The sequence below is a fragment of the Gloeomargarita sp. genome (genome assembly GCF_053491055.1).
This window is the reverse complement of sequence record NZ_JBRCEP010000038.1, coordinates 1-18226: the sequence shown is the minus strand read 5'-3', so window position 1 is coordinate 18226 and position 18226 is coordinate 1. Positions and strand designations below refer to the sequence as shown.

Annotated in this window: 20 protein-coding genes and 1 tRNA gene; 9 read left to right on the top strand and 12 right to left on the bottom strand. The window is 59.3% G+C overall.

Translation table 11 applies throughout. The annotated features are described in order from the left end of the window. Nucleotides 1-28 precede the first annotated feature (28 nt). The gene (gene plsX, locus ACWISF_RS04000; protein ID WP_448380299.1) at nucleotides 29-1051 is read left to right on the top strand and encodes a phosphate acyltransferase PlsX; all 1023 of its coding nucleotides are present in this window, start codon (nucleotides 29-31) and stop codon (nucleotides 1049-1051) included. Then, complete coding sequence (locus tag ACWISF_RS03995) at nucleotides 1048-2037, top strand: beta-ketoacyl-ACP synthase III (RefSeq protein ID WP_448380342.1); 990 nt, start codon at nucleotides 1048-1050, stop codon at nucleotides 2035-2037. Before plsX ends, ACWISF_RS03995 begins: the two co-directional genes overlap by 4 nt. Here ACWISF_RS03995 and carA read toward each other — a convergent pair. Next, nucleotides 2002-3192 carry a glutamine-hydrolyzing carbamoyl-phosphate synthase small subunit gene (gene carA, locus ACWISF_RS03990; RefSeq protein ID WP_448380298.1) on the bottom strand — a complete coding sequence of 397 codons (1191 nt, stop codon included), beginning with the start codon at nucleotides 3190-3192 and terminating at the stop codon, nucleotides 2002-2004. The genes ACWISF_RS03995 and carA overlap by 36 nt on opposite strands. 101 nt (nucleotides 3193-3293) lie before the next feature. Between carA and ACWISF_RS03985 the strand changes: the two genes are divergently transcribed. Further along, on the top strand, nucleotides 3294-3998 hold the full coding sequence (locus tag ACWISF_RS03985) for an urease accessory protein UreH domain-containing protein (protein WP_448380297.1): 705 nt from the start codon (nucleotides 3294-3296) through the stop codon (nucleotides 3996-3998). A 59-nt stretch (nucleotides 3999-4057) separates the two neighbouring features. Here ACWISF_RS03985 and ACWISF_RS03980 read toward each other — a convergent pair whose 3' ends face one another. The 4 genes from ACWISF_RS03980 to ACWISF_RS03965 all read right to left on the bottom strand — a co-directional run bounded on the left by ACWISF_RS03980 (nucleotide 4058) and on the right by ACWISF_RS03965 (nucleotide 7289). Beyond that, nucleotides 4058-4387, bottom strand: a complete 330-nt coding sequence (locus tag ACWISF_RS03980; RefSeq protein WP_448380296.1) for a ribulose bisphosphate carboxylase small subunit — start codon at nucleotides 4385-4387, stop codon at nucleotides 4058-4060. Nucleotides 4388-4433: 46 nt separating this feature from the next. Then, nucleotides 4434-4811, bottom strand: a complete 378-nt coding sequence (gene rcbX / locus ACWISF_RS03975) for a RuBisCO chaperone RbcX (RefSeq protein WP_448380295.1) — start codon at nucleotides 4809-4811, stop codon at nucleotides 4434-4436. Nucleotides 4812-4870: 59 nt separating this feature from the next. Further along, a complete protein-coding gene (locus ACWISF_RS03970; protein ID WP_448380294.1) occupies nucleotides 4871-6292 on the bottom strand; it encodes a form I ribulose bisphosphate carboxylase large subunit in 1422 nt (473 codons plus the stop codon). A 658-nt stretch (nucleotides 6293-6950) separates the two neighbouring features. Beyond that, entirely contained in the window at nucleotides 6951-7289 is a 339-nt protein-coding gene (locus tag ACWISF_RS03965; RefSeq protein WP_448380293.1) for an IS630 transposase-related protein, read from the bottom strand. Nucleotides 7290-7344: 55 nt separating this feature from the next. On the opposite strand from ACWISF_RS03965, the gene sfsA reads away from it, so the two are divergent. Beyond that, nucleotides 7345-8058, top strand: a complete 714-nt coding sequence (gene sfsA / locus ACWISF_RS03960; protein ID WP_448380292.1) for a DNA/RNA nuclease SfsA — start codon at nucleotides 7345-7347, stop codon at nucleotides 8056-8058. On the opposite strand, the gene ACWISF_RS03955 is transcribed toward sfsA, so the two are convergent. Beyond that, on the bottom strand, nucleotides 8025-8375 hold the full coding sequence (locus ACWISF_RS03955) for a hypothetical protein (RefSeq protein ID WP_448380291.1): 351 nt from the start codon (nucleotides 8373-8375) through the stop codon (nucleotides 8025-8027). The genes sfsA and ACWISF_RS03955 overlap by 34 nt on opposite strands. A 42-nt stretch (nucleotides 8376-8417) precedes the next feature. Between ACWISF_RS03955 and ACWISF_RS03950 the strand changes: the two genes are divergently transcribed. The 3 genes from ACWISF_RS03950 (at nucleotide 8418) to ACWISF_RS03940 (ending at nucleotide 10773) form a co-directional block, all read left to right on the top strand. Beyond that, nucleotides 8418-9440 carry a sulfate ABC transporter substrate-binding protein gene (locus ACWISF_RS03950; RefSeq protein ID WP_448380290.1) on the top strand — a complete coding sequence of 341 codons (1023 nt, stop codon included), beginning with the start codon at nucleotides 8418-8420 and terminating at the stop codon, nucleotides 9438-9440. Continuing rightward, on the top strand, nucleotides 9440-10228 hold the full coding sequence (cysT, locus tag ACWISF_RS03945) for a sulfate ABC transporter permease subunit CysT (RefSeq protein ID WP_448380289.1): 789 nt from the start codon (nucleotides 9440-9442) through the stop codon (nucleotides 10226-10228). Before ACWISF_RS03950 ends, cysT begins: the two co-directional genes overlap by 1 nt. Nucleotides 10229-10323: 95 nt before the next feature. Further along, entirely contained in the window at nucleotides 10324-10773 is a 450-nt protein-coding gene (locus ACWISF_RS03940; RefSeq protein ID WP_448380288.1) for a tellurite resistance TerB family protein, read from the top strand. On the opposite strand, the gene ACWISF_RS03935 is transcribed toward ACWISF_RS03940, so the two are convergent. Both ACWISF_RS03935 and cysH read right to left on the bottom strand, forming a co-directional pair. After that, entirely contained in the window at nucleotides 10724-11662 is a 939-nt protein-coding gene (locus ACWISF_RS03935) for a CHAD domain-containing protein (RefSeq protein ID WP_448380287.1), read from the bottom strand. The two genes, ACWISF_RS03940 and ACWISF_RS03935, sit on opposite strands and share 50 nt — an antisense overlap. Before the next feature lie 60 nt (nucleotides 11663-11722). After that, complete coding sequence (gene cysH, locus ACWISF_RS03930) at nucleotides 11723-12451, bottom strand: phosphoadenosine phosphosulfate reductase (RefSeq protein WP_448380341.1); 729 nt, start codon at nucleotides 12449-12451, stop codon at nucleotides 11723-11725. Nucleotides 12452-12599: 148 nt separating this feature from the next. Between cysH and ACWISF_RS03925 the strand changes: the two genes are divergently transcribed. Then, nucleotides 12600-14351, top strand: a complete 1752-nt coding sequence (locus tag ACWISF_RS03925; protein WP_448380286.1) for an NADPH-dependent assimilatory sulfite reductase hemoprotein subunit — start codon at nucleotides 12600-12602, stop codon at nucleotides 14349-14351. A gap of 741 nt (nucleotides 14352-15092) precedes the next feature. Here ACWISF_RS03925 and ACWISF_RS03920 read toward each other — a convergent pair. The 3 genes from ACWISF_RS03920 to ACWISF_RS03910 form a co-directional block, all read right to left on the bottom strand. Then, nucleotides 15093-15166: transfer RNA gene (locus ACWISF_RS03920), tRNA-Met, on the bottom strand. Nucleotides 15167-15213: 47 nt separating this feature from the next. Further along, a complete protein-coding gene (locus ACWISF_RS03915; RefSeq protein ID WP_448380285.1) occupies nucleotides 15214-16173 on the bottom strand; it encodes an asparaginase in 960 nt (319 codons plus the stop codon). Continuing rightward, nucleotides 16164-16652, bottom strand: coding sequence for a CGLD27 family protein (locus ACWISF_RS03910; protein WP_448380284.1), 489 nt, complete (start codon nucleotides 16650-16652; stop codon nucleotides 16164-16166). Before ACWISF_RS03910 ends, ACWISF_RS03915 begins: the two co-directional genes overlap by 10 nt. Before the next feature lie 90 nt (nucleotides 16653-16742). Here ACWISF_RS03910 and ACWISF_RS03905 point away from each other — a divergent pair, with 90 nt between their 5' ends. Next, nucleotides 16743-17609, top strand: a complete 867-nt coding sequence (locus tag ACWISF_RS03905; protein ID WP_448380283.1) for a tetratricopeptide repeat protein — start codon at nucleotides 16743-16745, stop codon at nucleotides 17607-17609. Here ACWISF_RS03905 and ACWISF_RS03900 read toward each other — a convergent pair. After that, on the bottom strand, nucleotides 17606-17908 hold the full coding sequence (locus ACWISF_RS03900) for a hypothetical protein (RefSeq protein WP_448380282.1): 303 nt from the start codon (nucleotides 17906-17908) through the stop codon (nucleotides 17606-17608). The two genes, ACWISF_RS03905 and ACWISF_RS03900, sit on opposite strands and share 4 nt — an antisense overlap. Between the last annotated feature and the right edge of the window lie 318 nt (nucleotides 17909-18226).

Sequence of the window (18226 nt, the reverse complement as noted above, 5' to 3'; positions counted from 1 at the left end):
GCTTAACCGATGTGCTTTTGATAACAGCATGGCGGTACGACGGCCCCGGATTGCGGTGGATGCGATGGGTGGCGACTACGCCCCGGAAGAAATCGTGACGGGTGCCCTGCGCGCTCAGGCGGAATTGGAAGCGGATATTCTTTTGGTGGGTGACCTGGAGCGGATAGAACCGCTGTTGGCAGCGCACCAGCATCGGCTGACGCTGGTACCGGCGCGCGAAGTGGTGACAATGGCAGAAGAACCCCTGACGGCTCTGCGCCGCAAACCGGATGCCTCGATTACGGTGGCGATGAATTTGGTGCGGGACGGGCAGGCGGATGGGGTCTATTCGGCGGGCCATACGGGGGCGGCGATGGCGGCAGCTTTGTTGCGGTTGGGGCGTCTGCCGGGGATTGACCGCCCGGCGATTGGGGTGTTGTTGCCCACCTTGTTGCCGGATAAGTCGGTATTGCTGTTGGATGTGGGGGCGAATGTGGATTGCCGCCCGAAGTTTTTGAACCAGTTTGCCCTGATGGGTTCGATTTACAGCCAATGTGTGCTGGGGGTTCCCTCGCCCAAGGTGGGGTTGCTCAATATCGGGGAGGAACCGTGCAAGGGCAACGATGTGGCGGTGCGGGCCTACCAGTTGTTGGCACAAAATCCAGAGATTGAATTTGTTGGCAATGCGGAGGGGCGGGATGTGATTTCCGGGGCTTACGATGTGGTGGTGTGCGATGGGTTTGTGGGCAACATTTTGCTGAAGTTTGCCGAAGGGTTTGGCCGGGTGATTGTGCAACTGTTGCGGGATGAACTGCCGCGGGGCTGGCGGGGGCAACTGGGGGTGCCGCTGTTGCGGGAGAATCTGCGGCGGGTAAAACAACGGTTGGATGAGGCGGAGCATGGGGGTGCGTTGCTGTTGGGGGTGGCAGGGGTGTGTGTGATTGGTCACGGGAGTTCCCAGGCCCCGTCGGTGTTTAATGCCATTCGGGTCGCGGCGGAGGCGGTGGAGCAGCGGGTGGTGCAGCGCTTGGAAGCGAAAGTGGGCGCCCTGACCCAGCGGGAAGGTCGATAGCAGTGCCGGGCGTGCGTTGGGTGGCCACAGGGCGGGCGGTGGTGTCCTCTGTGTTGGATAACCACCAGTTGAGCCGGTTGGTGGACACCAGCGATGAGTGGATTGTCACCCGCACGGGGATTCGCACCCGCCATCTGGTGGCTGCCGGGCAGGGGGTGACGGATTTGGCCGTACAGGCAGCCCAGGCAGCCTTGGCGGCAGCCGGATTGACCCCTTTGGAGGTGGAATTGATTGTCCTGGCGACTTCGACCCCGGATGACCTGTTTGGTTCGGCCAGCCTGGTGCAGGACCGGTTGGGGGCGAAACGGGCGGTGGCGTTCGACCTGACGGCGGCCTGTTCCGGGTTTGTGTTTGGGGTAGTGACGGCGGCGCAGTTTGTCCGCACCGGCACCTACGGCACCACCTTGGTCATCGGCGCCGATGTCCTCTCGCGCTGGGTGGACTGGCAGGACCGGCGCACCTGTATTTTGTTTGGGGATGGGGCGGGGGCGGTGGTGCTCCAGCCGAGCGCCCAGGACCATCTGTTGGGGTTTGAATTGCAAAATGACGGCAGCCAAAACGCCTGTCTCACGCTGGAATACCAGGGGCAACCGCAGCCGTTGATTGATGAATTGGTGGTGCATACGGGCACCTACCAACCGGTGTGGATGAACGGCCAGGAGGTGTACAAGTTTGCGGTCAAGCGGGTGCCGGAGGTGATCGAAAAAGCCCTGTTCCGGGCGGGTTTAGCCAGCGACCAGGTGGACCACTTTATCCTGCACCAGGCCAACCAACGGATTTTGGATGCGGTGGCGGAAAAGTTGGCCGTGTCTCCCCAGCGGATGTTGAGTAATGTGGCGCATTATGGCAATACCTCGGCGGCTTCGATCCCGGTGATGCTGGATGAGGCGGTGCGGGACGGGCGGATTCAGCCGGGGCATACCCTGGTGTTGGCAGGGTTTGGCGCTGGGTTAACCTTGGGGGCGGTTGTCTGCCGTTGGGGCTAAACCGGCTGCCTGGCGTCGCCGCTGCCGGTACGCCTGCATCTGTTCCACAAAGCGGGCAAAGCAATCGTCCGCATCGTGGGGGCCGGGGCTGGCCTCCGGGTGGTACTGCACCGAAAAAATCGGCAAGTCCCGATGGCGCAAGCCGGCAACCGTGTGGTCATTGAGATTCCAAGCGGTAAGTTGCAGCTCCGGTGCCAGGGTGTTTTGGTCCAGGGCAAAGCCATGGTTTTGACTGCTGATGGCGACCTGATGGCCCACCCCCACCGGATGATTCAAGCCGTGATGCCCAAATTTGAGCTTGAAGGTCTGGCCGCCCATTGCCAACCCCAGAATTTGGTGTCCCAAGCAAATGCCAAACAGGGGTCGCCCACTGGCAATTAACGCGCGCACCGTCGCAATGCCTTCGGTGACCGCCGCCGGGTCCCCTGGCCCGTTGGAGAGAAAAATGCCGTCCGGGTCGTAGGCCAAAATGGTCGCGGCTGGCGTGGTCGCCGGCACCACCACCACCCGACAGCCGTAACTGGCCAGCCGCCGCAGAATGTTGCGCTTAATGCCAAAATCAATCGCCACCACCAACAGGGGTTCTGCCGGGGGAGATACCGGGGCAAACTCCCAGGCGGCTGCCGTAGGGGTCGTCCATTCGTACACCTGGGAGGTACTCACCTGAGGCACCAAATTCAACCCGGTCATAGGGGGCGCCTGGGCCACCCGTTCCCACAGCTCCTGGGGGTCGAGAATTTCCGTGGAAATGGCCCCATTCATGGCCCCCTGTTCCCGCAACCGCCGGGTCAGCAACCGGGTATCCACGCCGGTAATGCCTACGACCCGCCAGCGCTCCAAATAGGCCGCCAAGGACTCCTGCGCCCGCCAACTGCTGGGGGTTTCGCAGCCATGCCGGACAATGACCCCCTGCACCTGCACCCGCTCCGATTCCACATCCTCGGCGTTGACCCCCGTATTCCCCAACTCCGGGTAGGTAAACAGGACAATCTGCCCGCAATAACTGGGGTCGGTCAACACCTCCTGATACCCCGTCATGCCCGTATTGAACACCACCTCCCCCACCGCCGTTCCCTTGGCCCCGTACTGATACCCCCGCAACGCCGTACCATCGGCCAGCACCACCAACGCCGGGGCCGCCTTCTGTAAACCCATGCGCCTCCTCCAAGAACTTCAGGTGGATCATACCACCGCCTCCCCCCACCCCTCCTTGTTACAATTTGTGTAGATTGCGCCTAGCCGCAAGGATAACCGCCATGGTTGATTTCGCCCACGTCCTGTACGTTTGGGAGCAGGGGGCGGCTCACTGGGTCACCCAAGAACTCCAGCATTTAACGCCGGTGAGTGTGGGGTTGGTGTGGGGGGCAGGGGTGGTCACCAGTTTGAACCCCTGCATTCTGTCTCTCCTGCCCGTGACGGTGGCCTGTTTGGGGGCCGAACAGGAGGGGGATTGGCGGCAAGCCGGTTGGTTTACGTTGGGATTGGCCACCACCTTGACCGGGTTGGGCATGGGCGCGGCCTTGCTGGGGCGGGTCTATGGCCAATGGGGCAGCGGTTTGTCCCTGGTGGCAGCCGTGGTCGCGATTGGGATGGGGTTGGTGCTGCTGGAAGTGCTCCCGCTGCCGGTGTGGGCGCTGCCATCAGAAACCCCTGCGCGCTCGGGCGGCTGGCGCGCCTATGGGCTAGGGGTCACCTTTGGGTTGGGGTCATCCCCCTGTAGCACCCCCGTTTTAGCCACCTTGCTGGCCTGGGTCGCCACGACCGGCAACGTGGTTTTGGGGTTTGGGCTGTTGCTGGCCTACACCCTGGGCTACACCTTACCGGTGTGGGTGGCTGGCACCTTTACCGCTACCGTGCGGCACTGGTTGCGCTTGCGTCCTCTTTCCCGCTGGTTTCCCCCCGTAAGCGGCGTCATTTTAATTACCTTCGGCGTTTATACCCTGTTGGCCCAGTGGCACTAGACCCGAAAACCACCGGAGCAGCGCGACTCCGATGGTGACGCTTTCGCTGTGGGGGTGGCTTACACCTTGCCCGGCTTGTGCACGATGAAACTAATCATCTGGCACTGTTTGATATTGTCAAAGGCCACCACCTTGATATAGGCATCCGGGTATTCGTAGCGGCAGGCTTGCACCTCGTTCAACACTTCCTGGGTGGACGTGGCGCCAAACAGGGGCAATTTCCACATCGTCCAGTAATGTTCCTCTGCCGACGAGGTTTCATTAAACTCCACCGCCGGGATATAGCCCTTGTCCAAAATGTACTGAATCTGCTTGGTAATTTGGGCATCCGTCAGCGGGGGCAAATAAGAAAGGGTTTCGTAGCGCCGCTGTTTGGGTAAGGTTTTCATGGTTTAGCCTCCGTAATGTGCAAAACGAATTTGCGCCATGTGCGCTTTAGGATTCCAGTTCCGGCCAGGTGGCCGATTCATCGGGTGCCAACTGGGTAAGGCGCTCCAGGTGGCGTTTGCGCTGTTGGATGTTGGCCTGACGAATTTCGGTGCGCACCATTTCCGGCAAAACATCCAGAATGTTTTCCGCCAGATGCTCCCGCACCGTCATCACCCGCCACGCCAACTCCTGCCGTTCGCGCAACAACTCCTCCAGGTACCGTTCCCCGTCCTGAATCTTCTCCGTGGCTGAAAAGGCATTCAGCCAGATGGCCAAGGGGGGGTTGGTCTGGGAAAGCTGCGCCACCACCACCCGCACGGCCTGATAGGTGAGATAACTGCTCAGGACGCGACTGGTTTGGCGGGCAATGTGAGGGTAATCCATAGCCAAACAGGGGAACCGGTACAAACCTTGGCGGTCTGCCCGTTCCCCATGCACCGTCTCTACAGGGTGTCCACCGCCTGGAATTCAAATTTCACTTCCTTCCAGAGTTCGCAGGCAGCCGCCAGTTCCGGCGACCACTTGGCAGCCTCCCGGATGATTTGGTTGCCCTCGCGCGCCAAATCCCGGCCTTCGTTGCGGGCTTGGATGCAGGCTTCCAGCGCCACCCGGTTGGCCGTCGCCCCCGGTGCATTCCCCCAGGGGTGACCCAGGGTCCCGCCGCCAAATTGCAGCACCGCGTCGTCGCCGAAAATCTCCACCAGCGCCGGCATGTGCCAGACGTGAATACCACCGGAAGCCACCGGCATCACCCCGGGCATGGAGGCCCAATCCTGGGTAAAGAAAATCCCCCGCGAGCGGTCTGCCTCCACGTAGTCCTCCCGCATCAGGTCCACAAAACCCATGGTGATGGCGCGGTCGCCTTCCAGCTTGCCCACCACGGTCCCCGCGTGCAGGTGGTCGCCCCCGGACATCCGCAGACACTTGGCCAACACCCGGAAGTGAATCCCGTGGTTTTTCTGCCGGTCAATCACCGCGTGCATCGCCCGGTGGATATGCAACAGCAACCCTTTATCCCGGCAGAACTTCGCCAGCGTGGTATTGGCCGTAAACCCGCCGGTCAGGTAGTCGTGCATGATGATCGGGGTTTTCAAATCCGCCGCAAACTGCGCCCGCTTGAGCATTTCCTCGCAGGTGGGGGCGGTCACGTTCATGTAGTGGCCCTTGATTTCCCCGGTTTCCGCCTGCGCCTTGCTAATGGCCTCCTGCACAAACAGGAACCGGTCCCGCCAGCGCATAAACGGTTGGGAGTTGATATTTTCGTCATCTTTGGTGAAATCCAACCCCCCCCGCAGGCACTCGTACACCGCCCGCCCGTAGTTTTTCGCCGACAGGCCCAGCTTCGGCTTGATCGTACAACCCAGCAGCGGCCGCCCGTACTTATTCAACTTGTCCCGCTCCACCACAATCCCGTGCGGCGGGCCTTGGAACGTCTTCAAATAGGCCACCGGTACCCGGATATCCTCCAACCGCAGGGCTTTGAGGGCTTTGAACCCAAACACATTCCCCACGATGGACGTGAGCATATTGGTCACCGACCCCTCTTCAAACAAATCCAAGGGATAGGCCACAAAACAGAAGTACTGGTTTTCTTCGCCCGGCACCGGCTCAATGTCATAACACCGGCCTTTGTAGCGTTCCAAATCGGTCAAATTGTCCGTCCACACGGTCGTCCACGTACCGGTGGAAGACTCCGCTGCCACCGCGGCACCCGCTTCCTCCGGCGGCACCCCCGGCTGGGGCGTCACCCGAAAACAGGCCAACAAATCCGTATCCTTCGGCGTGTAATCCGGCGTGTAATAAGTGAGGCGATAATCTTTCACCCCGGCCTGAAAGCCGACCTGGGTTTGGGTTCGTGGGGCCATATTCCCTAACTCCTTCGCAAACAGTTATCTACCGACCCAATCAAAACCTTTCTCCCTTGCAGCCTGGGGAGAAACAAGGACTAAGACGGGTTTAATTTCACGCTATCACGAAGATTGACCGAGATCACTTCGAAAGGTTTTATAGAAGTCATAACCAAAAATTATTTGTTGCCATTTGTGAAGAAATTTATCCCATTTGCGGCAGGAGAAATGCCGGTGCAGGCGGCTTTGGTCGGCAAATCCCCCTGGGTTTGGGTACCTCTATTGCTAAAGGTGATAGGAACCATCATAATTTTTAATCATTTGTGAGAATGTTGCCTTCTGTGAGAGAAATTTACAGGTTTGTGATAACTGGGGGGAGGTAGTTGGAGATTTCGCAGACGAGAAGGGTTAGGGAATCACTTAAGGAGTTCGCGACCGTTCCTTAGTTTACGCCAAGGGACAGGGCCTAGGCCGAGATGGCTGCTTCCAGAAATTACGATATGCCCCGCCGCTTCTACTCATTCTCGCCTGCGTTGCTGACGATGAATCGGTGCATTGTCCCAAATGAGTACTGATAGGCTTGTCCATGCTGGTCATGAATGCACCGCTAACCATCGCGCAAACGTCACCGCATCGAAACTGCCGTCACATCGCATGGGTGCCATGAAATCCTTGTTTATGCCGACGCTTTTCCCCGTTTTGCCCAACCATCAATCAGACTGTATTCTCTCTGCATGGTTTCTTTCTGGATACCGAAGCTGTTTTTTCTCGTGATATTTCGCCGTTGCAATTGAGAAGATAGTGGGCTGGGCACCACCCCAAACTCTTGCGCTCTTGGCTTCAGCGTCTTATCGGGGTACTTCTCCACAGCTTGATTCAGGCTGGCAGTCTCGATTTCCTCTGCCTTCTTACAACTCTGGTGCGCTCCATCTCGCTTACTCGATTGATGCCGAAGATTCGCGCCGCTTTTGTGATACGATTGCCGTTGGCAAGGAAACTGATCACCTGTTGCCATGTTCCCCAAATGGCGGTTCACCTAGACCAATGCCAACTTCGGTAGGGGGACAACCATGCTGCTTTACACCTACCCGCCCCTGCACGCAGGTACATTACAAAAACGGTACAAACGCTTTTTCGCCGATATTCTTTTGGATACGGGGGAGGTGATCACGGCCCATTGCGCCAATACCGGGCCGATGACGGGGGTGGCGGTTCCCGGTCGTCCGGTGCGGGTTTCGTACCACCCTGACCCCAAACGCAAATTGGCCTACACCTGGGAGTTGATCCACGTGGAAGACACCACCCCCACCTGGGTCAATATCAATACCGGCCGCCCTAACCCGGTGTTGCGGGAATTGTTGACTGCCCACGGTCTGCCGGAGGTGCAGGACTACCAACAGGTTCACCAGGAGGTGACCTACGGCATGGAAGGGAGCCGGATTGATTTTTGCTTGACCGGGGGGACGCGCCCCATTTATATCGAGGTGAAGAATACGACCTGGGTGCAGGGCAAGGTGGCCCTGTTTCCCGATGCGGTCACGGTGCGGGGGCAAAAACACCTGCGGGAACTGATGCGCCTGGTGCCGGAGTCGCAGGCAGTGATCGTCTATTTCATTGGTCGGGGGGACTGCACCCACTTTGCGCCTGGGGATGCGGCAGACCCGGAGTATGGCCGGTTGTTGCGCCAGGCGGTGGCCGCCGGGGTGGAGGTATTGCCCTGCCAGTTTCACGTGGACCCCACAGGTATCCGCTACGCGGGCCGACTGCCGCTGGTTTTGGATTGAAATCGCTGCAACTGCCGGTGCAACCACAGGGCCACCGTAAGCACCTGCTGTACCCGACGGAGATACCGGGTTAAAGCGGGGATGTGCCGCCGCACTGCCCTGGTGCCGGTCTGCCCCAGCAAAATCGCCGCCGGTGCTCCGGCCAAGAGGTTATGCGTGGCCCGGTCGGCTCCCTCAATGGCACGGGTGACCCCCACCAACGTCCGCCGCAAACCGATGAGGATGCCCACCAACCGCCAACACCCCCAACTGATCCCCAAATTAATCCCAACCACCAGCCAAATCATGCCCCCATTATCCACTACCTGCCCCGCCATGCTACAATCACCCCTATTCCTATCGGATTTTGAGGTTTGATGATGCGCGGCAGAGCATGGGGTTTGGTAGCGATGGTGACCGGGGCGGCGATGGCCGTTTTGCCTGGTTGGTTGGCGCGGGCGCAGCGGGCGACGGAATTGACGTTGGTAGGTTATGCGGTGGCGAAACCGGTGTTTGCCAAGTTGATCCCGGAGTTTCAAAAGCAGTGGCAGGCCCGTACCGGCCAACGGGTGACTTTTAAGGAGTCCTATGGGGCTTCGGGGGCGCAGACGCGGGCGATTTTGGGCGGGTTGGCGGCAGATATTCTGGCGCAAAATATCCAGAGCAACATTGACCCGCTGGTGGCCAAGGGGTTTGTGCGGGCAGATTGGCAAAAGCGGTTACCCAACCAGGCGATTCCGGCAACCAGTGTGATGGTCTTGGTGACCCGCCCTGGCAACCCGAAAAACATCCGCACCTGGAGCGATTTGACCCGCCCTGATGTGGAGGTGGTGCTGATCAACCCGAAAACGGCAGGGAATGCCCGCTGGGGAATTATGGCCGGGTTTGGGGCGATGCAGCGCAGCTTTGGGGAAGCCAAGGCGCAGGAGTATTTGCAACGGTTGGTGGCCAATACGAAGGTGCTGGCCAGTTCAGGGCGGGATGCCACGGATAAGTTTGTCAAAAACCGCATTGGGGATGTGATGATCAATTTTGAAAATGAGGTGTTGTTTTTGAATGAATCCCTGCCCCAGGATTATCCCTACGTGGCGCCTTCGCCCAATATCCAGGTGGATTTTCCGGTGACGGTGATTGACCAGACGGTGGACAGGCGGGGGACGCGCACGGTGGCGGAAGCCTTTACCCGGTTTTTGTTTAGTCCCCGGGGGCAGGAGATTTATGCCGAGATGGGGTATCGTCCCTTTGACCCCAAGGTGCGCCAGCGGTTTGCCCGGCGGTTCCAACTGGTGCAACGGATTTATAAAATTAGCGATTTTGGCGGTTGGGGGAAGGTGAACGCGCTGTTGTTTACCGATGGGGCGTTGTTTGACCAGGCCCAGCGGTTGGCGGCGCAGGGGCGGTGATGCGGCGTTCTCCCTGGTTGGTTGGGGTGATGGGCGCCTACCTGGGCTTTTTGTTGCTGTTGCCGTTGGGGGCGCTGGTGGTTACCGGGTTGCAGTATCCCTGGTCGCAGGTTTGGGCGTTGATTACGGCCCCCATGGCCCTGGCGGCCTACCGGCTGACCTTTGGGACGGCGTTGACGGCGGCGGTTGTAAATACGGTGTTGGGGTTTATCCTGGCCTGGGTGCTGGTGCGCTACCGCTTTCCGGGACGGCGGCTGTTGGATGCGCTGGTGGATGTGCCTTTTGCCATGCCTTCGGTGGTGGCGGCGATTACCCTGGCGACTTTGTACGGGACGGGGGGGGTGTTGGGGCAGATATTGCCCTGGAAGTTCACGGCTTCGGTGGAGGCGGTGGTGCTGGCACAGGTGTTTGTGACGTTGCCGTTTGTGGTGCGGACGGTGCAGCCGGTGTTGCTGGAGTTGGAACCGGAGGTGGAGGAGGCGGCCTATACCCTGGGGGCGGGGGTTTGGCAGTGTTTTTGGCGGGTGATCCTGCCGCCTGTGGTGCCTGCGGTGGTCACCGGGTTTACGCTGGCGCTGGCGCGGGGCATTGGGGAATTTGGGGTGATTGTGCTGATTTCGGGCAACATTCCCTACCGGACGTTGGCGGCGACGGTCTATGTGTATCAACAGTTGGAGGAGTTTAATTACCCGGCGGCGACGGTGATTGCCCTGGTGTTGTTGGGGGTGTCGCTGGGGCTATTTGCCCTGACCCGCTGGGTGCAACGCTGGGTGCTCCCGCCGCTGTAAATGAATGTGGCGGTTCTCGACGGCTATGACATGAGTTCTCCTTATATAGTGAAGTTAATAGTGGAGTTAACCGACCTGCTGCCGGTTATCGCGCCGTGACGACCAAGCCGCTGTTTGACCCCACCACGCCTGCGCAGGCCACCCTCAGCCTCTGGGAAGGGATTGCGGCGGTGGGGGTTTTGATGATGACGGCGGATGAGGATACCGCGCCGGCAGAGGAGGAACAATTGGTGGCCTTTCTCAGGCAGCAGGGAGTTCCGCAGGCCACGGCTGCAGCGGCGACCCACAAAGCCCTGCAGGTTTTCGCCCAAGAGGGGATGGCTGCCCTAGGCGGTGCGGCCTGTCGCGCCTTGGCTGGGACCCACCAGGCCGAATTGGCCATCCAGTTGGCGGTGCGGATGGCCCTGGCCGATGGGTATGTCTTGCTCGAAGAAAACACCATGCTCCTGGAGCTGGCGCGGGCGCTGGGCGTGAGCGACAGCCGCTTGGAACAGATCATCCAGACCGAATTGCAGCGGGATGAACGGTTCCGTCCGCCGGAGTAAGGGGTGGGGTCTGGGCCAAAACCCTGCCCAGGGTGGCATAGACCTGCTGATGGGTGGTGCTGCTGTGTAACTGGGAGCGGAGGTTTTCCCAGATGGCCCAGGTCTGGGCGCGTTCCTGGCTCAGCCGCTGGCGGAGGGTCGGACAGGCATCCCCTAATTGGGTGGCCAGCACAAACCCGTCTTGCAACTGCCCCAGCACTTCCTGGCCCTCCCGTAGAGCTGCCACCTGGGTCGCCAACCCTAGGTCCTGGGTGCGCTGCGCCAATTCCCACTGGTAGCGGGTGCGTTTGATGGCTTTGCGTAGGTCGTGGAGTAACTCCGGGTCCGCCTCTGGGGTGGTCACCTGCCAGCCCGGATGGAGCGCCAATTCGGCCCAGGTTCCTACCAGTACATGGGGGAGGGTTGCCAGCAGCGGTTCATCGCCCCAACGGTGCCAGCGCGGGTGGTCCAGCCATTTGGCCCAGGCCTCCTTCACCCGTTGGTAGGTCGCCGAAGCCAGCAACGCCAGTAATTCCCGCTGCATCTCCTGCCGTTGCCGCCGCAATCCCCGCAGCCAATCCCGCAACGATGCCTGTTCTGCTGGGGGCAACTGGGGCAAATAGTCCTGCTCCAACCGGGCAAGCATCACATCCCGATCCCGCGCCTGCCCCAACACCCGGCTGAGCACCCCCACCTTGCGCGTTGCCCGCGGCAGGTCCAACACCTGGGCAAATCCGGCCATCAGCGCCCGCAGCCGCCGCATCGCCACCCGCATCTGGTGAATGGCCTCCGGGTCCTCCCCCCGGCGCACCCCCGCCTCCTGCTTGTCCCAGCGATGGTACGCCTGCGCCAATTGCTGATGCAACCACGCCCCTAAGGTGTCCTGCCCACCGGCGTCCGAAACTGCCATAGACCCGTTTGCGGTTAAGTAAACGTTAAGACAAGGATAACCTCAGTATAACAGTCGGCGTTATTCGAGGTGGATGCCGCATTCGGTTTTGCCGGTGCCCCGCCAGCGGCCTGCCCGTTCGTCCTCGCCCTCGGCAACCGGTGTTGTCAGGGGTTCATCGCCGATGCTGGGGTAGCCCCGGTCGTGCAGGGGGTTGTAGGGCACCTGGTGGGCCATCACGTACTCCCAGCTTTGGGCGCGGGTCCAGTTGGCCAGGGGATTGATTTTCAGCCGTTGGTGTTTGTCCCATTCCAAAATCGGCATATCGGCGCGGGTGTGGGCTTGGTCCCGCCGACGTCCTGTGATCCAGGCTACTGTCCCCAACTCCGCCAGGCCCCGCTGCAGGGGTTCGATTTTGGTCAGGTAGTGGAACTGCTCTAGGTCCGTTTCCCAGAGCTTTTCCCCGTAGCGCTGGGCAAAGGCCTCCCGCGAATCTACCGTGGTAATCCGGTAAATTTTCAGGTTCAGGTCGTAGTGCTGGGTGCTGCGCGCCACCAACTCCAGGGTTTCCGGGAAATGGTGCAGGGTGTCCAGGAACAACACCGGCACGGGATGGCGGGGCTTCAGGTCGCGGTATAGCAGGTCGGTAATCACCATGTCGTCCACGTTAAACGCGCTGGCCTGCACCAACCCCTCCGGCAAGGTCTGGGTCGCCCACGCCAAAATGTCCCGGGGCGTCGCCTGCTCAAATTCCCGGTTCAACGCCGCTACATCCAGGGCTTGGATTTTTTGGACCAATTCGGGGAACATCACCGTCTCCGTGGGAATATTTGCTTTCTCACCATAGGGTGTTTCCGAGAGCACAACCGGATTCATTTAACTTCCTTTAAGAGTCTGACCGGCGAAAACATGCTACACTGGAAGAAACCAGCAAAACCCGACCGGAATTAGCGACAAAATGAGCGATGTTTCTGCTGCCGATGTACGTCTTTCCCGGGTGGAGGCCATCAAGCGGGACAGCCATTATCTACGGGAGCCTTTAGCCAGCGAAATCCAGCAGCCGACGACCCATTTCAGCGAGGCGGCGGTGCAGATTTTGAAGTTTCACGGTTCCTACCAGCAGGACGACCGGGACAAGCGTCAGGAATTGCGGCAACAGGGGCGGGAGCGGGATTTTTCGTTGATGTTGCGCACCCGGCAACCGGGGGGTCATGTCCCTGCCCTGTTGTACCGCACCCTGGATGCTTTGGCAGAGGAGTACGGCAACGGCACGCTGCGGGTGACCACGCGCCAGACGTTTCAAATGCACGGGGTCCACAAGGGGGATGTGCAGCAGGTGATCCGGGCGATTGTGCAGAGTATGGGGACGACCTTGGCCACCTGTGGGGACATCAACCGCAATGTGATGGCGCCGCCTGCCCCGTTTCGCCACCGTCCCAGTTATCGTTATGCCCAGGAGTACGCCCGGCGGTTATCGGATTTGCTGCTCCCGCGCACCCGCAGTTACTACGAGTTGTGGATTGACGACCAGGAAGTGGACATTCCGGCGTTACCGGCCTTGACGCCTTTGCCCAAAATCCATTTGGACGACCCTGTAGAACCCCTATACGGCACGCAATACCTACCCCGCAAATTCAAATGCGCCATTACGGTCCCGGATGACAACTCGGTGGATATTTATTCCCAGGACATCGGTCTGATTGTGGTCACGGATGCCAAAGGCGGTCTGCGGGGGTTCAATATCCTGGTGGGGGGCGGCATGGGGCGTACGCACAACAAGGAAGAAACCTTTCCCTTGTTGGGGCAACCGTTGGGGTTTGTCCCGGCGGCGCACATTGAAACGGTCATTCAGGCGATTTTGGCGGTACAGCGGGACCACGGCAACCGGCATGACCGCAAGCAGGCGCGGATGAAGTATTTGGTTCACAACTGGGGCATCCGCAAATTCCGGCAGGTCGTTCAGGAATATGCCGGGCTGAAGCTGCAACCCTGGCACAAAATTCCTCCTTTTCCCGCAGGCTACAACTACCTGGGCTGGCAACCCCAGGGGGACGGCAAGTTGTTTTTGGGGCTGTCGATTCCCAGCGGGCGGATTCGGGATATGGGGGATGTCCGCCTGAAAACGGCGCTGCGGGTGATTAACCAGCAATTTGCCCTGCCTATCCAACTGTGTCCTACGCAAGACCTGATCCTGATGGATGTTGACCCCGCCTGGCGTGCTGAGATCAACGCCATTTTGCGAGCGCATGGGGTGCCCTTGCCGGAGGAGTTGTCCCCCTTGACCCGGTTGGCGCTGGCCTGTCCGGCCCTGCCCACCTGTGGCCTGGCGATTACCGAATCGGAGCGGGTTTTACCGGAGGTGGTGCAAACCGTAGAACAGGTGTGGCGGGAGGTGGGGCTGGGGGAAACCCCGTTGGTGCTGCGTATGACCGGCTGTCCCAACGGCTGTGCCCGTCCCTATCTGGCGGAATTGGGGTTGGTGGGGGTGTTGCCCGGCCAGTACCAGGTGTGGGTGGGGGCCAGTCCCAACGGCGACCGGCTGGCGCAGGTTCTCTGGGAAAAAATATCTCTTCCCGAATTAGCCCCGGCGCTCAAACCCATCTTTACATTTTACAAACAGGAGCGGTACGCAGGCGAACGGTTTGGGGACTTTTGCCAGCGGGTTGGGATTGCTCAACTGCAAGCCTTATCGCCCGGCGCCCAGCAGTAACTCATCCCTGGTTGGCGGCAAGGCCATCGCGACCAAGTGAGCTAAGGAGTATCTCGATTGGAAATACCCCCCAAGCCATTGCTCCTTTCGCTGGGTAGTGCTATTTATTATTTTATATTATTACAATTTTATTACGATTAGGGCCATGCCAGGGGAATGGATGCCATTTCCGACGATAGGCTCTGTAAGTACTCGGTCGTTCATTCTCGCCAAGCCCTATCTTATGGGCATTTGCGTAATGTTTTACTCACCCTTCACCCCTGCTAGAGATCGCACTAGCGGTTTGCTTAGCGTTGCTGCTGTACCCTTTATAGTCGTTTCACAAGAAAATGCAACACTTTGAGGCACTGGTCATGGCTGTATCCCCTTCCAGGACAGGGTTTGCAGGTAAAGGCGAATGTTGCAAACTTGTTTGAAATGACTATAATTTCATGCTGCCTCCAATCCGTTATAGCTAAGCATACAAAGGTTGACATGATATAGGCCGCCGGGTGTAACCCCACATTGGTTTCCCGGCGTAGCCATGAATCTTAAGGCGACAACCTTAACCTACCTAGCTATAGTTGGATTTTTAGAAGCTGTTAATTAGGGCAATGAATTTGGGCACAAGAAATCGGTTCTTTTGCACGTCAAGCCTCAATTGCCCTCTCTGAATTTCTCAACGACCAAAGCCTGTACCTGTTTCACAACAAAAAAGTTCAGCGAATTTCTCGCCGAAAATTGCCGTCAGACCTAGGGTGATTGCGGGGACTGGATTTGAACCAGTGACCTTTGGGTTATGAGCCCAACGAGCTACCAGACTGCTCTACCCCGCGGTGTAGATTTTGATCATAGCCTGAACCCTCCGGTCATGACAACCTCCCTACAGCAGGGACAATTCCCCCTGGACTTCCAACCGCAGGTAGGCGCCCAATTGCATAAACTGTTCTGCCAACCGTTCCTGTACCGCCGGGGTAATCCAGCCCAGTTGGTGGAGCAAATGCACGGCGGTTGCGTATTTTGCCCGTTTGGCGCCATCCAACACGCGAATCGCCAGCCCCATCCCCGTTTCCAGATTGGCCAGGCATTGCACCCCTTCCGCGCCTGCCTTGCTGACGAGGGCGCCCTGGGTGAGCCGCATGAGTTCCGTATCAAAATGCCCCGGCTCTGCCACCAAATCCGCCTGCTGGGTCATGGCGCGGGTGATTTGGGCCAGTCCCAGGTGTTGACCGGCAGCCATCCGGCCATACAGGGCAGCCAACTGATGCAACTGCAATAAATAGGTGGGCGCGCCACAATCGTCATGCACGGCAATAAATTCTGCCCCCGGCACGCCCAACAATTCCCCCACCTGGCGCAAAATTAACTCCTGCACCGGGTGCTGTCGCTGTACATAGGTACTCCGCGGCCAACCGTACCTGGCACACACGGCCAACATCCCCGCGTGTTTCCCGGAACAGCCGTGCGCGAGGGGACTGCGTTGCCCAGGGGGAATCGGACACTGCAACTCGCTGGGGTCAATGTCCGCCTGCCAAAGAATATGAAAGACCTGACGGGTGGCCTGAATTTGCCCCCGGTGCGAGCTACAAATGACCGCCAAATCCCGTTCGCCCAGCCGAAATTGCTCCAACGTCCCGGTCGTCACCACCGCCAAGGCCTGAAACGGTTTGAGACTGCTGCGGGCAAAGGTAGTCGTTTCTCCATCCCCCGCCACCGCCATCAACCGCCCCCGTTCGTCACACAAGGCCGCATGGACCTCATGCAAAGACTCGACAATCCCCTCCCGCAACAGGCGCACGGTCAGGGGTTCGGCTTGGGTCCGTTTGCCACGGGCTAAAGACACAGCCACCCCAGGACGCCCACCGCCGCGTACAGCATTCCCAAACCCACCAAACTGCGGCGCAATCGCTGCAACAGGGGTTCCACTTGATAGGCGCTCACCAACTGCTCCTGCAACAACACCGTCGGGGGTTTTTCCCAGGTGCGCCCATCATACCAGCCCGATTCTTCATAGACAATCACCCGACTGGCTAGCCGTTGTCGCACATAGCGCCAGCCCAAGTACAAATGCAGCAATAACCATCCCGGCAACACACCCGTGCCCGCGACCGCCGCCAGGATAAACGCCAGCGGTTGTGTCTGGGGGTCAAAACTCGCCGCGGCTACCGGTAGGGCAATCAGCGCCCCCAGGCCAGCTACCCCTCCCAACCGCCACCCGTAGGCCCACCCTTCCAAGGTCGGCCAGCGATAAAACCAGGAATCCCGCAACGCCTGATATTCGTGCAGGGGTTGTTGTTCGGTCGGCACAGGACAAGGGGACATGCGGCACCACAGGCAAGGTTATCTCGCATTTTAATCCCTCTCTCGGCCGGCTTGCACCCAAGGTTAAGATGAAGAAAACGGGATTTCCCTATGCGCCAGTGGCTTTGGCTGTGGTTGGGTATGGTGCTGGTGGTGACACCGGCTTGGGCCCAAGGGGGAGGGGGCGGCGGGAACCGCGCGGAACCGAGTCGGGGTTTTTGGGAAGCGGCGCCCCGGCCTTGGCAGGAAGTGGTGCAGACGGAAGTGGACCGCGCTTTTCGTTCCACCACCATACTCCTCAACCTGTTGCTGTTGGTGCTGATCCTGTGGCCTATTGCCGTCGGTTTGGGGTTGTGGGGTTTGCGGCGCTGTATTGTTTGGCACCTGGTGGAAACCGCCAGCAAACGGGTGCACCAACAAATTGCTACTCAGGCGGAAACGGCCATCGCCGAACTGATTAACCAACAGTTGACCCACTACCGCCTTACCCTGGCCGCCCTCCAGGCCGAAAGCCGCCAAGCCCTGGAACAGGAATGGCAAAAACGCCTGCACAGCCTCCAGGACGCCACCGAACGGGTATCCCCTGCGCCCCCTGACCTACCGCGTGTGCTCTCCCGCTTGCGCCAATGGCTGAGCGACCCCCGCAGCGAATTGCCCCCCGACCTGTATCAGACCCTGGTGGCTTGGGCGCAGCAGGACGGAAGTGCCTTGACCGGCGCGGATTGTCTGCTGTTGGGGCAAGTCTGGCAACAGTTGGGGCAATGGGAAAAAGCGCTTGCTTACTACCAACAAGCCAGCGACCGGCAACCCGACGCTTGGGAAGCCTGGTATCACCTGGGGTTAGCCCTCACCCACCACCAGCGCTACGCCGAAGCCCTTGCCAGCTTTGAACGCGCTCTTGCCCTCCAACCCGCAGCCAGTCACATCCGTGCCCAGCGGGATGCCGCCCTGGAACAATTGCGCCAGCACATTTCCTAGGTCGCGCGGGTACGCCCCCGCCAGACCACCCCGCCATTGACCAACCCACACAAAAGGCTGAGCCCCGCCAGGATAAACGTCGCCGGCTGCACCACCCCCACATGCAACCAGGACAAAACATGCAGGCACAACACCCCCCCACAGCCCCCGGCCAAACCCGCCGGCACCGCCAGATAGCGACGTTGGACAGGAAACCACAGCGCCAACACCGAAACCCCGGTCAGCCCCAACAGCAGCGGCACAAAGGTACTGCAAATGGCAAGGCAATGTTGCCGTGACCAGACATCCCATGCAGACAAAAATGATTCCATAAACCCTTTTGCCCAAAAGTATTTTCTCCCGAAGCTTGCTCTAGCATAATCCATAGCTGCCTGCCTTCGTTGATAGAAATGTCGGAGCAGCGTGGAAATTTTGCGTACAGGGAGGATGGGTTTACCATACGCCTGGGGTGCGGTTGGGAGAGCCATTGCACCTGAGGGGATGCCTCTAATCAGCTATCTACTGAAAAACGCTGAACTTCAATGAATTTAGCTACTCTTTTTTGGGGATATGTTATCATAGACTTATCTTGCAAGAATGGGATTGTGTTGATAGGGTTCAAAACAGAGTTAGATTTA